The sequence below is a fragment of the Acinetobacter sp. ANC5681 genome, from assembly GCF_023488045.1.
GTDB lineage: Bacteria > Pseudomonadota > Gammaproteobacteria > Pseudomonadales > Moraxellaceae > Acinetobacter.
On the sequence record NZ_JAMFKZ010000015.1, the window covers coordinates 40,833 to 59,511 of the forward strand.

Sequence of the window (18,679 nt, forward strand, 5' to 3'; positions counted from 1 at the left end):
TACAAATGAGCCAAGAAGAAAAGTTACCAAAAATTTTGATCGTTGAAGATGACGAACGTTTAGCTCGCTTAACACAAGAGTATTTGATTCGTAACGGTTTAGAAGTTGGGGTCGAAACAGATGGTAATCGTGCGATTCGCCGTATTATCAGTGAGCAACCAGATTTAGTTGTCTTGGATGTGATGTTACCAGGTGCAGATGGTTTAACCGTTTGTCGAGAAGTTCGTCCACATTACCATCAACCGATCTTGATGTTGACAGCGCGTACAGAAGATATGGATCAGGTACTTGGTTTAGAAATGGGTGCAGATGACTATGTTGCTAAACCCGTTCAACCACGTGTTTTATTAGCTCGTATTCGAGCTTTATTACGTCGTACTGATAAAACAGTTGAAGACGAAGTTGCTCAACGTATCGAGTTTGATGATCTCGTGATTGATAACGGTGGCCGTTCAGTGACTTTAAACGGTGAGCTGGTTGATTTTACGAGCGCTGAATATGACTTGTTGTGGTTGCTAGCTTCAAACGCAGGGCGCATCTTATCTCGTGAAGATATTTTTGAGCGTCTCCGTGGTATTGAATACGATGGTCAAGACCGTTCGATCGATGTGCGTATTTCACGTATTCGTCCAAAAATTGGTGATGATCCAGAAAATCCAAAACGTATCAAAACTGTGCGTAGCAAAGGTTATTTATTCGTTAAAGAAACTAACGGGATATAATTTGCATCTTGCTTTAAATTAGCTTGGATTTATTTCCCTTATGGTAAGTCGAGTACTAAAAAACAGCATTTTCTTGCGAATTTATGCTGGATTAGTGGTTTTAGTTGTTGTTGTTGCCGCATTTTGTTATTTGCTGGTACAGGTCATCAACTATCAACGCGCGCAAGAATATCGTGAATATCTGACGGATGGTATTTCATATGTCATCAGTGAGGGGGTATCTCGACAGCCTCAAAAACAACAAAAGCTAGATTGGATTTCTGATGCTTCCGATTTATTAGAACTTCCAATCTACTATGTTGATGCAGCACGTGTAGAGCTTTCTCGTACTGAGAAAAAGCGTATTGCTGAGCAGAAATCGGTGGTTCGTTATGATGCCAATAATGGTGTGGGTTATATCATTATTGGTCTGAAAGATGATGCGAAACATTATCTTTATATCAAAGTGGATAAGCTCGGCGAGCGCCAAATGAAGGCATTGCCAATTTTTGTACTGGATTATTTGATTTTTTATCCGGGGCAAGAGCGTGAATATTTAGAAAGAATTAAAAAACATTTTTACTATCCGATTACGATTGCCAATATTAAAGATATTAATCTAGATTCAGAGCAAATCGGTCGTTTACGTCAAGACCAAAGTATTCTGTTATATAAGGATAGTGCAACTGTACGTGGTACAACGATTTCAATTGTTTCTCCAATGCCAAATCATCCTGCACAAGTTCTTATCTTAGGTCCAGTTCCAATGTTTAATTGGATGCCTTTTCAGCTTTCAGCAGGTATTACCTTATTTAGCTTATTCTTATTAAGTCTAGGTGTTTACGGTTTAATTCTACCGCTTGAGCGGAAAATTCGTCAGGTTCGTCATGCCCTGAATAAAATGAAATCGGGTGACCTGTCATTACGTGTTCCGATTGAAGGCACAGATGAAATGGCAAATTTGGCATCAAGTTATAACAATATGTCAGACCATATCCAGCGCCTGATTGAGGCGCAACGGGAATTAATGCGCGCAGTGTCGCATGAACTCAGAACGCCTGTGGCGCGTATCCGCTTTGGTATGGAGATGCTAGCAGAAGAAGATGACTATAGTTACCGTATTCAGCAGGTGGAGATGATTGATAAGGATATTGAGGCACTCAATACCCTGATTGATGAGATCATGACCTATGCTAAACTGGAGCAGGGTACACCATCTTTGGACTTTGAGGACCTTGTGCTGGTCGAAGTACTCGATCAGGTTGCAATGGAAACTGAAGCACTGAAGACTCAAAAAGAAATTGAGTTAATTGCACCGCCGTTGTCATTATCTGTAGATGCTGAACGTCGCTATTTGCATCGTGTGGTACAAAACTTGGTTGGAAATGCCGTTCGTTATTGCGATCATAAAGTTCGAATTAGTGGTGGTGTTCGTGCTGATGGTAAGGCATATGTCTGTGTAGAGGACGATGGGCCAGGCATTCCAGAGCAAGAGCGCGCACGTATTTTTGAAGCCTTTGCTCGTTTGGATGATAGTCGTACACGCTCATCAGGTGGGTATGGTTTGGGTTTATCAATCGTGAGTCGTATCGCGTATTGGTTCGGTGGAGATATTATGGTAGATCAAAGCCCTAACTTAGGTGGCGCACGTTTTACCATGACATGGCCAGCGAAGCGTTATAAACAAAACATAAAAAAATAGTTTTAATTCATTTAAACTTGTATGAAAAATATAAGAAAGCCAAAGCATCAAGCTTTGGCTTTAATTTTTTATGAAGCATAAATATTGCTTATTCATGAATAGATGAATCAGGTTCGATTAATGGATGACCAGACCTTAAGCCATTCAGTGCATCTATATTAAAATCCAGAAGTAATGAATTATTTTTTACGTCTATTTTATAACTTTTAATCAATGGTTGATCGCCATTTAATGTTTCAACTTTATAGCTATCAGCAATGTTTAGAATACTTTCAAGATTGGTTGTTGTTGCCGCAAAGTCTTCTCTAAAGACTTCATAGATATCTCTTAGGTCGAAAATTGCATTATCAGCATCAGGGTGTTTTCGAATATAACTTTCAATGTGCCGCATCAGCAGCTGTGAAAAAAAGAAATAATCTGAGTCATGTGTATATTCTAAATGCATATTTTTCTCCTTGTTTGCTACTTTTAGAATATCGATCTCTCAGCCAAATAGTGTATAAAGTTAATTAAAGCATGTAGCTGAATTGCAACATATTATGTCGAAATGACAACCTGATTTCGGCCCTATCTTTTTGCGTGGTAAAGCGCATTGTCCGCCTGCTTGAATAAATGCTCAATCGGCTGGTGATTTTCGGGCGTGCAAATGCACAGGCCAATGCTAAGCTGAATGAAAAAATGCTGCTATTGATCAATTGAAATAGGAGTTTGGCTCATGTGTCGGCGAATCTGTTCGGCACAGGCATGAACAGCCCCTATGCTGACACTTTTCTTTGGGGGAAATTAGGTCGGGCTATTATATAAATTTTGTTTAAATTTTCAGCACAAATTTGTATCAATGCAATGATTTAGTTCATGCTGCAATATTTTTGAGCATTGATGACAAGTTGCGGATATTTTTGGCGCAAGAATAAAGAAAAAAATGATTAACATTGGTTAGTCGATTTGATAATTCGATTTTTAAGGGTGAATTTGTAGCGATCTAGGTCGTATCAGGAAATTAATCAACAAAATCATCCTAAAGACTAAAGCGCTTCAACTAGCATGAGAAATTAGAAATCAGGTACAATTGGCGGGATTAATTTTGTGTTTGGTGTATTTGAAGGCCAATACATACATTCTTTGTTAAAAATAGGCCTGCCAGGAGTTATCCCCGCATGAGTGCCATTACTCCATACGATTGGGCGATTATCGCCTTCGTGATCGGCGTTACATTTCTTTGCGTTTTTATGCTTACAGTTCCCTTACTCCTCGGGGGTAAAGCATGGGGGCGTGCGAAGCAAGAGCAGTTTGAATCAGGTGTAGTTGGTGCGGGCGGTGCTCGTATCCGCTTGTCAGCCAAATTCTATTTAGTTGCAATTTTCTTCGTTGTCTTTGACTTGGAAGCTCTTTACCTCTACGCATGGTCGACATCAGTTCGTGAAGTAGGTTGGTTTGGATTTACCACGGTCGTTATTTTTGTTGTCGATCTTTTGATCGCTTTGGTTTATGCAATTTCTGTAGGCGCGCTGAATTGGGCACCTGTAGATCGTCGTAAATCTGCTGGTGTGACAACAAAAATTGGTTCACCGAATATGAATATTGCTGACATTACTCGATTCAATAATATTGAAGAGCTTGTTGTCGATCCTACTGGTCATATTCCAGCACAGTCTTCTGGTCGTGTTAAGTCTAAAACACCGACTACATCATCATTTGAACAGGAGTAAGTCGGGATGAAATATACTTTAACCCGTGCGAATCCAGATGCCGATCAGTATCCATTACAAGATCGTCAAATCGTAACTGATCCTCTTGAGGAAGAAGTGAATAAAAGTGTGATGATGACACGTCTTGAAGATGTGTTGCATACCGCAGTGAACTGGGGACGTAAAAACTCTTTATGGCCTTTTAACTTCGGTACATCATGCTGTTATGTTGAATATGCGACGACTTTAACTGGTGTACATGACTTGTCTCGTTTTGGTGCTGAGGTTATTCGTGCTTCACCACGTCAAGCAGATTTAATGATTGTTGCAGGAACCTGCTTTGTCAAAATGGCACCTGTAATTCAACGTTTGTATGAACAAATGCTTGAGCCTAAATGGGTCATCTCTATGGGTGCTTGTGCGAACTCTGGTGGTATGTACGACATCTATTCTGTAGTACAAGGTGTCGATAAAATTATTCCTGTTGATGTGTACATCCCAGGTTGCCCACCTCGTCCAGAAGCATTGATCCAAGCATTGATGTTACTTCAAGACCAAATTCAACTAGAGCGCCGTCCACTTTCAGCGGTGATTGGTGATGATCTTCAGCCTGTTTATAAGCCAAAGATGATGCCAGAACGTGACCGTAAAAATGCTGATCGTATTGCGGTAAAAAACCTACGCTCTATGGATGAAATTAAATAATTTAAACGATGAGTTTTTGACATATCGCTTATTGGATATGGTCATCGTGGAAATTGACAGAATTTGTATTAAATAGGAAGCCAAGCCAATGGCTGAAACTGACATTGCTATGCCAGAATCGACTCAGGTTGATTCACGCCCAGCATTTGCAATTGTAGAAGAGCTCAAAACCAAATTTGGTGAGAACTTCTACGTGCAGGCGACTTGTGAAGAGTTTCCAACTGTCTGGGTTGAGCGCGCACGCGTGCAAGAAGTCCTCATGTTCCTCCGTAAAGTGGAACGTCCTTATGTGATGCTGTTTGACTTGTCTGCGGTTGATGAGCGTTTACGTGTTCACCGTGATGGGTTGCCTCCATCTGACTTCACAGTGTTCTATCATCTATTATCGCTTGAGCGTAATAGTGATATCCGTATCAAAGTTGCGTTGAATGAAAATGATTTAAACATTCCAACGGCAACCAATATTTGGCCAAATGCCAACTGGTACGAACGTGAAGCTTACGATATGTTCGGGATCAATTTCGAAGGGCATCCAATGCTCCGTCGTATCTTGTTGCCGACTTATTGGGAAGGTCATCCGTTGCGTAAAGAATATTCTGCGCGTGCGACAGAATATACGCCATATATGCAAGATCAAGCGAAACAAGATTTCGAACAAGAACACTTACGTTTCGTACCAGAAGACTGGGGTCTAAAACGCGGTAACGCTGATGAAGACTTCATGTTCCTCAACTTAGGTCCTAACCATCCATCTGCACATGGTGCTTTCCGTGTGGTTTTACAGTTGGACGGTGAAGAAGTCAAAGACTGTGTGCCTGATATCGGTTATCACCACCGTGGTGTGGAAAAGATGGCTGAACGTCAAACTTGGCATTCATTCATCCCTTATACGGATCGTGTTGACTACTTAGGTGGTTGTGCGCAAAACATGCCATATGTAATGGCAGTTGAGCAACTCGCAGGGATTAAAGTACCAGAGCGTGCGCAAGTGATTCGTGTGATGTTGAACGAATTGTTCCGTATCAATAACCACTTATTATTCTGTGGTACAGCGATTCAGGATGCTGGTGGTATGACGCCTGTATTCTATATGTTCGCAGACCGTCAGAAAGTCTATGACATCGTTGAAGCGATTACGGGCTACCGTATGCATCCAGCATGGTTCCGTATCGGTGGTACGGCGCATGACCTTCCAAACAACTGGCAAAAACTTGTTAAAGAGTTGCTAGAGTGGATGCCGAAACGTTTGAACGAGTACTACACAGCTGCACTTAAAAACTCAGTATTTATCGGTCGTACGCGTAACGTAGCGCAATACGATGCTAAGTCTGCGTTAGCTTGGGGTGTGACAGGTACTGGTTTACGTGCAACTGGTATTGATTTTGATGTCCGTAAATATCGTCCATACAGTGGTTATGAGAACTTCGACTTTGATGTTCCAGTTGAGTATGAAGGCGATGCATATGCGCGTGTTTTAGTGCATTTCCGTGAAATTACTGAATCACTAAAAATCATTCAACAGTGCTTGGACAACATGCCATCTGGTCCTTATAAAGCGGATCATCCACTGGCTGTTCCACCACCAAAAGATAAGACATTACAAGATATTGAAACCTTGATTACGCACTTCTTGAGCGTATCTTGGGGTCCTGTCATGCCTGCAGGTGAGTCATCATTTATGACTGAAGTGGTGAAAGGTGCGAGTACTTATTATTTGACTTCAGATAAGTCAACCATGAGTTACCGTACGCGTATTCGTACACCGACCTTCACGCATTTGCAGCAAATGCCTTCTGTGATTAATGGCAGTTTAGTTTCTGACTTGATCATTTATTTGGCGACCATTGACGTGGTTATGGCTGACGTGGATCGCTAGGGGCAAACGATTATGATGATTTTGACTGATAAAAAACCTCGTGTGAATGTTGAAGGGATTTTGACGACTGAAGAAATCCATGAAATTGAACATCACATTGATCACTATCCGTACCCTCGTGCAGCATCACTTGATGCGTTAAAGGGTGTACAACGCCGTAATGGCTGGGTAGATGATGCTCAAATGAATGCAATTGCACAATTGTTAAGTATGAGCGTGGCTGATTTAGAAGGTGTAGCAACGTTCTATAACCGTATTTATCGCCAACCTGTGGGTCGTCACGTGATTTTATTGTGTGACTCAATTGCATGTTTCTTGATGGGTGCAGAAACTTTAGCTGAAGCATTTCAGCGAGAGTTAGGCATTCAGTATGGACAAACCACAGCAGATGGTCGTTTCACCTTGCTCCCAATTTGCTGTTTAGGCAACTGTGATAAAGGTCCAACGTTAATGATTGATGAAGATACTCACGGTTTAGTGGATGTGTCATCAGTTAAACAGTTATTGGAGAAGTATGTATGAATACTGAACCAAAACCAATTTATGGCGACGGTAATCCAGAAACTCATCCACTCACTTGGCGTTTGAGTAAACAGGAATTTGTTCGTAGTGCTGATGACTATGAAGCTTTAGACGGTTATGCAGGCTTCAAAAAAGCGCTCAGCATGCCACCAAAAGATGTACTTGACGTGATTAAAGCTGCGACGGTTAAAGGTCGTGGTGGTGCAGGTTTCCCAGCTGGAATTAAATGGTCGTTGATGGCGCCAAATGATGGTGGTCCACGTTATTTGATCTGTAATGCTGATGAAATGGAACCTGGAACATTCAAAGACCGTTTGTTGATGGAAAAACTTCCACATCAATTGATCGAAGGTATGTTGATTGCAGGTTATACCCTTGAAGCAACGCATGGTTATATCTTCATTCGTGGTGAATACATCGAAGCAGCTCAATACTTAAATGAAGCATTAGAGCAAGTTCGTGCCAAAGGTTACTTGGGTGAAAACATCCTTGGTACGGGCTGGAACTTTGAGATGTATGTTCACACGGGTGCAGGGCGTTATATCTGTGGTGAAGAAACTGCATTGATTAACTCGCTTGAAGGTCGTCGTGCCAATCCGCGTACTAAGCCGCCATTCCCGCAAGTTGCAGGGGCTTGGGGTCGTCCAACGATTGTGAATAACGTTGAAACCTATAACAACTTGCCAGCAATCATGTTGCGTGGGCCAGAGTGGTATATCAACCTTTCTGCACATAAGTCTAAAGATCCAGGTACTAAGATTTATGGTGCATCAGGTAAGGTGAAATTCCCAGGACTTTGGGAACTTCCTTTTGGTACAACTGCACGCGAAGTGATTGAAGATCATGCGGGCGGTATGCGTGATGGTCTCACTTTGAAAGCATGGTTGCCAGGTGGTGCATCAACAGATTTCTTGGCGGCTGAACATATTGACCTGCCAATGGACGCTGAAAGCATCATGAAAGCAGGTTCACGTTTAGGAACATGTTTGTTGATGGTGGTTGATGAAACCCAATGTATGGTCTCTGCAACGCGTAACTTAGAAGAGTTCTTTGCACGTGAATCATGTGGTTTCTGTACACCGTGCCGTGATGGTTTACCTTGGGCAGTCAAAGCGCTGAAAGCACTCGAAACAGGTACAGGTAAGAAAGAAGATATCGATCATTTACAAGAACTGACTCGTAAATTATGGATCGGTAAAACTTTCTGTGCTCACGCACCGGGTGCGATGGAGCCGCTTATGGGCGCATTAAAATATTTCCGCCATGAGTTTGAAGCAAAGGTTAAAACCCATGCTTCTGCTCTTGACGTAGAACAAGCTTAAGGAATTCGACTATGGCTACAATTCATGTCGATGGAAAATCGTATGAAGTCAATGGCTCTGAAAACTTGCTACAAGCATGTCTCAGCCTTGGTATCGACATCCCGTATTTTTGTTGGCACCCATCCTTAGGTTCTGTTGGTTCTTGTCGTCAATGTGCTGTTACGCAATATAATAATGCGGAAGATACACGTGGGCGCTTAGTCATGTCTTGTATGACACCAGCTGCCGACAATACCTTTATTTCTATTGAAGACAAAGAAGCAACGGATTTTCGTGCATCAATCGTCGAATTCTTGATGACCAACCACCCACACGACTGTCCAGTCTGTGAAGAAGGTGGTCACTGTCATTTACAAGATATGACGGTGATGACGCAACATGACCGTCGTCGCTATCGCTTCACGAAGCGTACCCATCATAACCAAGAGTTGGGTTCATTTATTGCACATGAAATGAACCGCTGTATTGCGTGCTATCGTTGTGTACGTTATTACAAAGATTATGCGGGTGGTACAGACTTTGGTGTCTATGCCAATGCATCACGTGTTTATTTCGGTCGTCCAGAATCAGGAACTTTAGAGTCTGAATTTTCTGGTAACTTGACTGAAGTCTGCCCAACTGGTGTATTTACCGATAAGACGCATTCAGCACGTTATAACCGTAAATGGGATATGCAGTATGCTCCAAGCGTATGTCATGGCTGTTCTTCGGGCTGTAACATCTCACCGGGTGAGCGTTATGGCGAAATCCGTCGTGTTGAAAACCGTTTTAATGGTTCAGTAAACCAATACTTCCTGTGTGATAAAGGTCGTTTCGGTACAGGTTATGTGAATCGTGCAGATCGTCCACGTCAACCACAGTTCCGTAATGGTGACGCTGTTACAACCGTGAGTGTGGATCAAGCACTTGATCAAGTCATTGCTCAACTAAAAGGCAAAAAAGTATTAGGTGTTGGTTCGCCACGCGCAAGCTTGGAATCAAACTACGCACTTCGCCAACTTGTTGGTCAAGCCAACTATTCAACAGGTATGTCTCAAAAAGAGCAGAACTTGGTTGAGTTAGCTGCTTCAATCATGCAAACACAGGGTATTTATAACCCGAACATGCGTGAAATTGAGAGCTATGATGCAGTTCTAATCTTGGGTGAAGACTTAACGCAAACAGCACCACGTATGGCTTTATCGGTTCGCCAAGCAGCGAAAAATAAAGCCAAAGAAATGGCAGCTAAAACACGTACACCCGATTGGTTGGCAGAGCCTGTACAACGTATTGGTCAAGATGCTAAATCTCCAATCTATATTCTTGCTGCAACGCAAACACGTTTAGCGGATGTGGCAACGGGTGAAGTAGTTGCATCACCAAATGACATCGCACGTTTAGGTTTCGCGGTTGCGGCTGCTGTTAAAGGCGAAGCGCTTTCTGGTTTGGCTGATGATGCAAAAGCATTTGCACAGACTATTGCAGATACCTTGAAAGCAGCGAAAAAGCCTTTGATCATTTCTGGTACGAGTTTACAAGATCCTGCGATCATGGAAGCTGCGGCTCAAGTCGCTTTAAATCTCGGCGAAAATGCAGGGCTGTCGTTGACTGTTCCTGAAGTGAACTCAATGGGCTTAGCATTATTCGGTGGTTTAAGTTTAGAACAAGCTTTTGCACAAGACTATGATGCCATAGTTGTGGTTGAAAATGACCTAACTCGTCGTTTGCCAGTCGCTCAAGTAAAAGCTGCACTTGATAAAGCTGAAACTGTGATCGTATTGGATCACAGCGAAACTGAGACCGTGAAACTTGCAGACATCGTTCTTTCAGCAGCAAGTTTTGCTGAAGGTGATGGCACTGTAGTGAGTCAAGAAGGCCGTGCACAACGTTTCTATCAAGTGTATGACCCAAGCTACTACAAGCCTGAATATGCGATCAAAGAATCATGGCGTTGGTTACATGCCGTTGAGACTGGTCTCAAAGGCAAAGCTGTAGATTGGACACTGCTTGATGATGTGATTGATGACATCGTGAAGAATGTTCCTGTGCTTGAAGCCATTCAAGATGTGGCACCAGATGCAGGTTATCGTGTTCATGGTTTGAAAATTGCACGTGAGCCACGTCGTTACTCAGGTCGTACTGCAATGCGTGCGCCGTTATCGATTCACGAGCCAAAACAACCAACCGACCCAGATTCAGCATTAACATTCTCTATGGAAGGTTATGTGGGTAATCAGACAGCATCATCTTTAGTACCTTTCGCATGGGCTGCCGGTTGGAACTCACCACAAGCTTGGAATAAATACCAAGATGAAGTGGGTGGTCACTTAAAAGGCGGTGATTCAGGTGTGCGTCTATTTGATCGTTTAGCTAAACGTCCTGCACGTAGCTATGTGGCACCAACTGCTGTTGTAGTGAACCCTGAAAGTTTCCGTCTTGTGCCAATGCACCATATCTTTGGTTCTGGTGAATTCACCATTAAAACACCAGCAATGGAATCACGTATTCCTGAAGCGATGTTTGCCGTGGGTGAACAAGATGCGACGCGCTTAAATGTTCAAGATGGTCAACGTATTACCGTGAAAGCAGGCGAAACGAGCATCAGCTTACCTGTACAGGTCATCGAATATTTACCAACAGGCTATATTGGTTATCCAATTGGTCTAGCACCAACCGTTTCATTGGCAGAGCCTGTGTCTGTGGCAGTAGGAGTGTAATTCATGAATCAAGAAATTATACGTCAAACGCCACTTTGGGCTGAGAACTGGCCAATCGCTTATTCAGTGATTCAAGCAGTTGTGATCCTGTTGGTGGTGGTTTTGGTTGCTGCGTTAATGTCATTTATTGAGCGTCGTCTCTTGGCGTTATGGCAAGACCGTTATGGTCCAAACCGTGTTGGTCCGGGTGGTATGTTCCAGATCGTTGCCGACATGCTCAAGATCATGTTCAAAGAAGACTGGACACCAAAGTTTGCCGACAAGCTGACTTTTCGTTTAGCACCAGCAGTTGCGATGGCAACTGCGGTACTTTCGTTTATGGTCATCCCAGTAAGTCCTACACTGGGCGTTGCGGATATGAGTATCGGTCTATTGTTCTTTATGGCAATGGCGGGTATCGCAGTTTATGCAGTGCTATTTGGTGGTTGGGCGTCTAACAACAAATACTCGTTACTCGGTGGTCTTCGTTCTGCTGCTCAAACTATTTCTTATGAAGTGTTCTTGGGTATTTCATTGATGGGTGTGGTTGCGATTGCAGGCTCATTCAACCTACGTGAAATCGTTGAAGCTCAACGTGATGTTTGGTTTGTTATTCCACAATTCATTGGTTTCATTATCTTTGTTATTGCTGGTGTTGCAGTGACGCATCGTCATCCATTTGATCAACCAGAAGCTGAGCAAGAATTGGCGGAAGGTTATCACGTTGAATATGGTGGGATGAAGTGGGGGATGTTCTTCGTTGCGGAATATGTGAACGTGGTTTTAATCTCTGCACTGATCGTAACGTTATTCTTCGGCGGATGGCTTGCACCATTTAATTTAGAAATTCCATTTGTTCCACCAGTTTTTTGGTTCGTGATTAAAACAGCATTCTTTGTAATGATGTTTGTATTAGCGCGTGGTTCTTTGATGCGTCCACGTTATGACCAAGTAATGAATTTTGGTTGGAAAGTTTGTTTGCCATTGGCGTTGGTCAACTTGTTAGTGACTGGTGCTGTGATTCTGATGAATCAGGCCTAGGACAGCAAGGAGTACAAAATGTATAAAATTCTAGCTGGATTTGGATCGATTGTCCGTTCGTTGTGGATGGTGTTTAGCCATGTAACACGTAAACGTGACACGATTTTATATCCAGAAGTACCAGCTGAACAAATTGTGCCTCCACGCTTTCGTGGTCGTATCATCTTGACGCGTGATCCAGATGGGGAAGAGCGTTGTGTGGCATGTAACCTGTGTGCGGTTGCATGTCCTGTTGGCTGTATTTCATTACAAAAAGCGGAAAAAGAAGATGGACGTTGGTATCCAGAATTTTTCCGTATCAACTTTTCACGCTGCATTTTCTGCGGTATGTGTGAAGAAGCTTGTCCTACAACTGCAATTCAGATGACTCCAGATTTTGAACTTGCTGAATATGTACGCCAAGACTTGGTTTATGAAAAAGAAAACTTATTGATTTCTGGCCCAGGCAAATATCCTGACTATAACTTCTACCGTGTCACTGGTATGGCAGTAAATGGTAAGGAAAAAGGTCAGGCACAAAAAGAAAGTGCACCAGTTGATGTACGGAGCTTATTACCATGATGTGGCCATTTTATTTGATGGCACTTGTGGCCATCGTATCGACAATACGTGTTGTGACAAATACGAATCCCGTACATGCTCTTTTAAGTTTAATCGTTTCTTTACTTGCTGTTGCTGGTATTTTCATGATCGTGGGTGCGCCTTTTGCTGGTGCACTTGAGATTATTGTTTATGCGGGTGCAATCATGGTGTTGTTCGTCTTCGTGGTCATGATGTTGAACCTTGGACAAGATACGGTTGAACAAGAACGTAAATGGTTAACTTCTGATGCATGGGCATATCCTGCATTAATGAGTTTCTTATTGGGCTTGGTTTTGGTTTGGATGTTGGGTGGAGAATACACCACAATTTCTGCACCATTAGGTACAGAAATTGTAGGTCCTAAAGCAGTCGGTCAAGCATTATTTACTCACTATCTATTATTGGTAGAAGTTGCCGCGATGTTATTGCTTGCAGCCTTAGTTGCTGCATATCACCTTGGCAAACGTGAACCAAGTGCAGAAGAGGATAAAGAATAATGGGACACATCCCTTTAGAACATGGTTTGATTGTTGCAACCATCCTTTTTGCACTCGGTTTTTACGGTGTAATGGTGCGACGCAACCTATTATTTATGCTAATGAGCCTTGAAGTGATGATGAATGCTGCTGCATTGGCATTTGTTTTGGCAGGTAGTGTTTGGGCTCAACCAGATGGACAAGTGATGTTCATTTTGATCCTAACGCTTGCTGCGGCAGAGGCGTGTATTGGTCTTGCGATCGTCCTTCAGTTTTATCATCGCTTCCATCACTTGGATGTGGATGCTGCTAGTGAGATGCGCGGATGAGTACATTATATTTAACCGTTTTATTCCCGCTCATTGGTTTTATCCTGTTAGCGGCAGGGCGTAACAAACTGTCTGAAAATGTCGCTGCCATTATTGGTGTCGGTTCAGTTGGTTTATCTGCCTTATTTGCTTTAATCGCTGGCCTTGCATTTACCAGCAGTGGCCAAACTGTTTTTGTTCAACACTTATGGACGTGGTTCAGTGTTGGCGGTTTTGAGCCAGGCATCAGCTTGCACCTCGATGGTTTGTCATTATTGATGACTGGTATGATCACAGGTGTTGGTTTCCTGATTCACATCTTTGCATCATGGTATATGCGTGGTGAAGAAGATTACGCACGTTTCTTCTCTTATTTCAACCTGTTCGTTGCCAGCATGTTGTTGTTGGTACTCGGCGATAACTTGGCGTTATTGTTCTTAGGTTGGGAAGGCGTAGGTCTGTGTTCATACCTCTTGATTGGTTTCTACTACTCAAACCCTGCAAATGGTTGGGCAGCAATCAAGGCATTCACCGTAACACGTGTGGGTGATGTTTTCTTACTCATCGCATTGTTCTTGCTCTATCAACAGTTTGGTACGTTGAATACACAGTACATTGTTGAGCATGCAGCGACTGTGATGACGCAAAGCTCATCATTGTCGATTTGGACAGCATTGATGTTGTTCTTAGGTGCAGCAGGTAAATCAGCGCAAATTCCATTACAAACTTGGTTAGCTGATGCGATGGCTGGTCCTACACCAGTATCTGCATTGATCCACGCTGCAACGATGGTGACAGCGGGTGTGTACTTATGCTGCCGTATGTTCTCTGTGATGGAAATGGCACCAGAAGTAATGCAGTTCATCTCGATTACAGGTGCAGTAACCTTACTTGTAGCTGGTTTTGCTGCATTGGTTCAAACCGATATCAAACGTATCTTGGCTTACTCAACTATGAGTCAGCTCGGTTATATGTTTATGGCGGTGGGTGCTGAGGCGTATCAAGCTGGTTTATTCCATATGCTTGCTCACGCATTCTTCAAAGCGTTATTGTTCCTTTCTTCGGGTGCCGTAATTCTTGCATGTCATCACGAACAAAACATTTTCAAAATGGGTGGATTACGTAAAAAGATTCCATTCGTATTCTGGTGTTTTGTCATCGGTGGTGGCGCATTAGCTGCACTTCCAATCGTAACAGTTGGCTTCTTCTCTAAAGATGCGATTTTAGGTGCAGTATATGCACAGTCTACGATTGCAAACCTTCCACTTTATAACACGTTGTATTGGGTCGGTGTTGCTGGCGCATTCTTAACGTCTATCTATACCTTCCGTTTAATCTGGGTGGTATTCTTTGGCGAAGAAAAAACCCATGCACATGCCATTCATGGCGTGACTTACTGGGCACCGCTTGCAATTCTTGCGACCTTATCAACAGGTATTGGTTATTTCTTACAAGCACCTGTTGCAAAATTATTGACCGCTGCAAGTATTCCAAGCTTTGTTGTTCCTGAAGCTTTAGAAGAAGCCGTTGCACATGCAGAACATTTAGCAAGTGGTGTTGCCCTTGTTGGTTTGGTTGTTGGTATTTTCTTATTTGCCTTTGCGTATGGTGCGGTTAAATCATTTGCTCAAACGTCTTTGGGTTCTGGTTTAGCGCACATTTGCCGTACCGCATTTGGTTTTGATGCTTTGTATGACATCGTTTTTGTAAAACCATATTTATTGATTGCGAAAATCTTAGGTCGTGATCCAATTGATGGTTTATGGTTAGTGCTACCTGCACTTGTGAAAGGTGGTAATAGCTTTACAAGTTCGCGTCAAACAGGTTCATTGCGTGAATACGCATCAAGCATGTCACTCGGTGTAGTGGTGTTATTGATGATCTTGATCGTGATTCAGGTTGTGGGGAAATAAAATGGAAAACAATTTAATTTTACCCGCACTGATTTTAGTTCCTTTCATTGCTGGTTTTATTTGTTGGTTGGTTGATAAATTTGACCAACATTTGCCACGCTGGATTGCCTTGATTGGTATGCTCATTACCTTTGGTTTGGGTATTGCACTATGGCAAACTGGTACATATAGCTACGAGTTGGGCGGTAAAGTCCCAACGTGGGCAGCTGAATTCCATCTCCCGTGGATTCAGTCTTTGGGTATTAGCATTCACTTGGCTGTGGATGGTTTATCTCTACTCATGGTTTTACTTACAGCATTACTTGGTGTACTTGCTGTTGGTTGTTCATGGGGTGAAATTCAAAAGAATGTTGGTTTCTTCCACTTAAACCTCCTTTGGAGTTTAGGTGGGGTTATCGGTGTATTCCTTGCAATTGACTTATTCTTGTTCTTCTTCTTCTGGGAGATGATGCTTGTACCAATCTATTTCTTGATTGCGTTATGGGGTCATAAAGGCTCGAATGGTCGTTCACGTGTTTATGCTGCAACCAAGTTCTTCTTATACACACAAATTGCTGGTTTGATCATGTTAATCGGTATCTTAGGCTTAGTGGTCTATGGATATATGATGACAGGTATGATTGGTTTTGATTACAGCTACTTATTGGCTGTTGCAAACCACTTACCACCAGAAGTTGCATATGCATTTATGTTGTGTTTCTTTGTTGGTTTTGCAGTTAAATTACCTGTATTCCCATTACACGGTTGGTTACCTGATGCGCATGCACAAGCACCAACAGCGGGTTCTGTGGACTTGGCTGGTATTTTGATTAAGACAGCAGCGTACGGTCTACTTCGTTTCGTAATTCCATTCTTCCCAGCAGCTTCAGCTCAGTTTGCTGATATTGCAATCATTTTGGGTCTGATTGGTATTTTCTACGGTGCATTCTTAGCGTACCAACAAACAGACATGAAACGTCTGCTTGCGTATACGTCTATTTCACACATGGGTTTCATTTTACTTGCAATCTATGCAGGTAATATTCTGACTTTCCAAGGTCTGATGATCATGATGTTGGCACATGGTTTGTCATCTGCTGCATTGTTCATTATGTCGGGTCAAGTGTATGAGCGTTTACACACACGTGATCTACGCTTAATGGGTGGTCTTCGTGGTCAACTGCAATATTTACCATTCTTCTTGATGTTCTTTGTTGCAGCACTTGTCGGTGTACCTGGTCTAGGTAACTTTATTGGTGAATTCTTAATTCTTATGGGTTCATTCAAAGCTTATCCTGCATTCACAATCATTGCTGCAGTAAGTTTAGTATTTGCAGGTCTTTACGGTCTGATTCTGATTCACAAAGCACTTTTTGGCGAACCAAATGCTGAACAAAAGCAACACTATCCGAGTCCACTGAAAGATTTATCAGTACGTGAAGTGAGCATTTTGATGATCTGTGTGATTGGTTTACTTTGGTTAGGACTTTACCCACAGACATTCTTGGATATGTCACATTCAAGCATGCAGTGGTTAGTCAATAGTTATATGCCAGTACAAGAAGTTGTTGAAACTGTTCAACAGACTGCAACTCAACTTGAACAAGTGGAGATGCGATAAACCATGAACTTCACTCTTTCTTTTTCTGAGCTTATGCCGCTTGTCCCAGTGATGATTGTGGCATTGACCTCTGTTGTTGTGATGTTATTGATTGCGATTAAACGTAATCATAATCTGATTGCAACAACGACGGTGGTCGGTTTAAACCTTTCTGCAATTTTTATTGCATACACCATGTTTAGTGGACACTTTGTTCCTGCGAACGTGATGGGCATGTTTATGGTTGATCCATTTACCATGCTCTACCAATTCCTGATTTTGATTGCTGCTTTGGCTTGTAGCACGCTTTCACATGCCTACATTGAAACGTATAAAGATAATCGTGAAGAACTTTATATCTTGTTACTTTGTTCTGTAGCAGGTGCGATGTTGATGGTTGCTAGCTCTCATTATGCTTCGTTCTTTATCAGCTTAGAATTAATGTCAATTCCTGTGTACGGTATGTTGGCTTACACGCATCAACGTAGCCAATCTTTAGAAGCGGGAATTAAGTATCTTGTACTTTCAGCAACTGCATCTGCGATGTTGTTGATGGGTATGGCATATATCTATGCGTATACAGGTTCATTGTCATTCTATGATTCTGTTGAAGCTTTGATGACTGCGATCAAGCAACCAATGGTGCTATTAGGTTTAGGTCTCATTATCTTTGCTGTTGCATTTAAGCTTTCACTTGCACCATTCCATAAATGGACGCCTGATGTGTATGCAGGTGCACCAGCACCTATGGCGACATTCTTAGCTACAGCTGCCAAAGTTGCAACGATTGGTTTATTTGTACGTTACTTATTAAGTTCTGGTGCAATCTTAGTTGAATCAATAGTGACTGTTTTGACAGTCATTGCTGTGTTATCAATTTTGGTCGGTAACTTACTTGCAGTACGTCAAGTTAACTTAAAACGCATCCTTGGTTATTCATCAATTGCACACTTTGGTTACTTGTTGATTGCTTTGATTAGTATGACTTATGCAAGTTTAGGCAGTGTAACGGTTTACGTGATTACTTATGTACTCACCACAATCGGTGCATTTGGTGCAGTTGCGTTAATGTCTAGTCCATATAACAACGTTGATGAAGCACAAAGTCTTGCAGACTACCGTGGTTTGTTCTGGCGTCGTCCGATCTTGACTGCAACATTAACCGTGATGATGTTGTCATTAGCAGGGATTCCATTAACTGCAGGTTTTATTGGTAAATTCCTTGTGATAATGGCTGCTGTAACAACTCAACATTGGTTCTTGGCTGCAATGGTCGTTGTCGGAAGTGGTATAGGCTTATATTACTACTTACGTGTCATGGTGGTGATGTATATGACTCCACCTGATGTACCACGTATTGATGCAGATGCACATTGGGGAACTAAAGTTGGTGGTATCATGGTACTTGGTGCAGCATTGCTTGTATTATTACTTGGTATCTACCCAGATCCAATGATCAATTTGGCATTGAAGTCAGAAATTCTTTCTCCATTACATTTCATGTTATCTCAGCAACAGTAAGCATCCGATAATCTGATTTGTACAAAAAAGCCTCCAAAATTTGGGGGCTTTTTTTAATGAAGAGTAAA

Annotated in this window: 16 protein-coding genes and 1 pseudogene; 15 read left to right on the forward strand and 2 right to left on the reverse strand. The window is 42.3% G+C overall.

Annotation, left to right across the window (positions count from 1 at the left end):
* The first annotated feature begins 5 nt into the window (after positions 1-5).
* Positions 6-722, forward strand: coding sequence for a response regulator transcription factor BfmR (gene bfmR, locus M5121_RS10025; protein WP_004655457.1), 717 nt, complete (start codon positions 6-8; stop codon positions 720-722).
* Between the two features lie 40 nt (positions 723-762).
* Positions 763-2,403 carry a sensor histidine kinase BfmS gene (gene bfmS / locus M5121_RS10030; protein WP_249571094.1) on the forward strand — a complete coding sequence of 547 codons (1,641 nt, stop codon included), beginning with the start codon at positions 763-765 and terminating at the stop codon, positions 2,401-2,403.
* A gap of 88 nt (positions 2,404-2,491) precedes the next feature.
* Here bfmS and M5121_RS10035 read toward each other — a convergent pair whose 3' ends face one another.
* Both M5121_RS10035 and M5121_RS10040 read right to left on the reverse strand, forming a co-directional pair.
* Complete coding sequence (locus tag M5121_RS10035; RefSeq protein ID WP_087536821.1) at positions 2,492-2,848, reverse strand: hypothetical protein; 357 nt, start codon at positions 2,846-2,848, stop codon at positions 2,492-2,494.
* A gap of 122 nt (positions 2,849-2,970) precedes the next feature.
* A pseudogene (locus M5121_RS10040) lies at positions 2,971-3,150 on the reverse strand (GGDEF domain-containing protein); the annotation flags it as partial.
* A gap of 410 nt (positions 3,151-3,560) precedes the next feature.
* On the opposite strand from M5121_RS10040, the gene ndhC reads away from it, so the two are divergent.
* From ndhC to nuoN, 13 genes are all read left to right on the forward strand, one after another.
* Positions 3,561-4,112, forward strand: a complete 552-nt coding sequence (ndhC, locus tag M5121_RS10045) for an NADH-quinone oxidoreductase subunit A (RefSeq protein ID WP_004663758.1) — start codon at positions 3,561-3,563, stop codon at positions 4,110-4,112.
* A 6-nt stretch (positions 4,113-4,118) separates the two neighbouring features.
* Positions 4,119-4,796 carry a NuoB/complex I 20 kDa subunit family protein gene (locus tag M5121_RS10050; RefSeq protein WP_004881335.1) on the forward strand — a complete coding sequence of 226 codons (678 nt, stop codon included), beginning with the start codon at positions 4,119-4,121 and terminating at the stop codon, positions 4,794-4,796.
* Between the two features lie 88 nt (positions 4,797-4,884).
* Entirely contained in the window at positions 4,885-6,672 is a 1,788-nt protein-coding gene (gene nuoC / locus M5121_RS10055; RefSeq protein ID WP_004952445.1) for an NADH-quinone oxidoreductase subunit C/D, read from the forward strand.
* 12 nt (positions 6,673-6,684) lie between these two features.
* A complete protein-coding gene (gene nuoE, locus M5121_RS10060; RefSeq protein ID WP_018677953.1) occupies positions 6,685-7,194 on the forward strand; it encodes an NADH-quinone oxidoreductase subunit NuoE in 510 nt (169 codons plus the stop codon).
* Positions 7,191-8,516 (forward strand): NADH-quinone oxidoreductase subunit NuoF, encoded by a 1,326-nt coding sequence (gene nuoF, locus M5121_RS10065; protein ID WP_249571095.1) that lies wholly within the window; start codon positions 7,191-7,193, stop codon positions 8,514-8,516. The genes nuoE and nuoF overlap by 4 nt, the downstream gene beginning before the upstream one ends.
* Positions 8,517-8,527: 11 nt before the next feature.
* Positions 8,528-11,212, forward strand: a complete 2,685-nt coding sequence (gene nuoG, locus M5121_RS10070) for an NADH-quinone oxidoreductase subunit NuoG (RefSeq protein ID WP_249571096.1) — start codon at positions 8,528-8,530, stop codon at positions 11,210-11,212.
* Positions 11,213-11,215: 3 nt separating this feature from the next.
* Positions 11,216-12,232 (forward strand): NADH-quinone oxidoreductase subunit NuoH, encoded by a 1,017-nt coding sequence (gene nuoH / locus M5121_RS10075; RefSeq protein WP_004663752.1) that lies wholly within the window; start codon positions 11,216-11,218, stop codon positions 12,230-12,232.
* Positions 12,233-12,250: 18 nt separating this feature from the next.
* On the forward strand, positions 12,251-12,793 hold the full coding sequence (gene nuoI / locus M5121_RS10080; protein WP_004663751.1) for an NADH-quinone oxidoreductase subunit NuoI: 543 nt from the start codon (positions 12,251-12,253) through the stop codon (positions 12,791-12,793).
* Positions 12,793-13,311 carry an NADH-quinone oxidoreductase subunit J gene (gene nuoJ / locus M5121_RS10085; RefSeq protein ID WP_171063546.1) on the forward strand — a complete coding sequence of 173 codons (519 nt, stop codon included), beginning with the start codon at positions 12,793-12,795 and terminating at the stop codon, positions 13,309-13,311. The genes nuoI and nuoJ overlap by 1 nt, the downstream gene beginning before the upstream one ends.
* Positions 13,311-13,619, forward strand: a complete 309-nt coding sequence (gene nuoK / locus M5121_RS10090; RefSeq protein ID WP_004638057.1) for an NADH-quinone oxidoreductase subunit NuoK — start codon at positions 13,311-13,313, stop codon at positions 13,617-13,619. Before nuoJ ends, nuoK begins: the two co-directional genes overlap by 1 nt.
* The gene (gene nuoL, locus M5121_RS10095; RefSeq protein ID WP_005218109.1) at positions 13,616-15,511 is read left to right on the forward strand and encodes an NADH-quinone oxidoreductase subunit L; all 1,896 of its coding nucleotides are present in this window, start codon (positions 13,616-13,618) and stop codon (positions 15,509-15,511) included. Before nuoK ends, nuoL begins: the two co-directional genes overlap by 4 nt.
* 1 nt (position 15,512) lies before the next feature.
* Positions 15,513-17,111, forward strand: a complete 1,599-nt coding sequence (gene nuoM, locus M5121_RS10100) for an NADH-quinone oxidoreductase subunit M (RefSeq protein WP_087536827.1) — start codon at positions 15,513-15,515, stop codon at positions 17,109-17,111.
* Between the two features lie 3 nt (positions 17,112-17,114).
* Positions 17,115-18,611 carry an NADH-quinone oxidoreductase subunit NuoN gene (nuoN, locus tag M5121_RS10105; protein ID WP_249571097.1) on the forward strand — a complete coding sequence of 499 codons (1,497 nt, stop codon included), beginning with the start codon at positions 17,115-17,117 and terminating at the stop codon, positions 18,609-18,611.
* Positions 18,612-18,679 lie beyond the last annotated feature (68 nt).

Coding starts and splice junctions, on each gene's coding strand:
- nuoL (WP_005218109.1), top strand. CDS start 13,616: ATGAGTACATTATATTTAACCGTTTTATTCCCGCTCATTGGTTTTATC.
- bfmR (WP_004655457.1), top strand. CDS start 6: ATGAGCCAAGAAGAAAAGTTACCAAAAATTTTGATCGTTGAAGATGAC.
- bfmS (WP_249571094.1), top strand. CDS start 763: ATGGTAAGTCGAGTACTAAAAAACAGCATTTTCTTGCGAATTTATGCT.
- nuoK (WP_004638057.1), top strand. CDS start 13,311: ATGGGACACATCCCTTTAGAACATGGTTTGATTGTTGCAACCATCCTT.
- nuoJ (WP_171063546.1), top strand. CDS start 12,793: ATGTGGCCATTTTATTTGATGGCACTTGTGGCCATCGTATCGACAATA.
- nuoG (WP_249571096.1), top strand. CDS start 8,528: ATGGCTACAATTCATGTCGATGGAAAATCGTATGAAGTCAATGGCTCT.
- nuoN (WP_249571097.1), top strand. CDS start 17,115: ATGAACTTCACTCTTTCTTTTTCTGAGCTTATGCCGCTTGTCCCAGTG.
- M5121_RS10035 (WP_087536821.1), bottom strand. CDS start 2,848: ATGCATTTAGAATATACACATGACTCAGATTATTTCTTTTTTTCACAG.
- M5121_RS10050 (WP_004881335.1), top strand. CDS start 4,119: ATGAAATATACTTTAACCCGTGCGAATCCAGATGCCGATCAGTATCCA.
- nuoM (WP_087536827.1), top strand. CDS start 15,513: ATGGAAAACAATTTAATTTTACCCGCACTGATTTTAGTTCCTTTCATT.
- ndhC (WP_004663758.1), top strand. CDS start 3,561: ATGAGTGCCATTACTCCATACGATTGGGCGATTATCGCCTTCGTGATC.
- nuoC (WP_004952445.1), top strand. CDS start 4,885: ATGGCTGAAACTGACATTGCTATGCCAGAATCGACTCAGGTTGATTCA.
- nuoI (WP_004663751.1), top strand. CDS start 12,251: ATGTATAAAATTCTAGCTGGATTTGGATCGATTGTCCGTTCGTTGTGG.
- nuoH (WP_004663752.1), top strand. CDS start 11,216: ATGAATCAAGAAATTATACGTCAAACGCCACTTTGGGCTGAGAACTGG.
- nuoE (WP_018677953.1), top strand. CDS start 6,685: ATGATGATTTTGACTGATAAAAAACCTCGTGTGAATGTTGAAGGGATT.
- nuoF (WP_249571095.1), top strand. CDS start 7,191: ATGAATACTGAACCAAAACCAATTTATGGCGACGGTAATCCAGAAACT.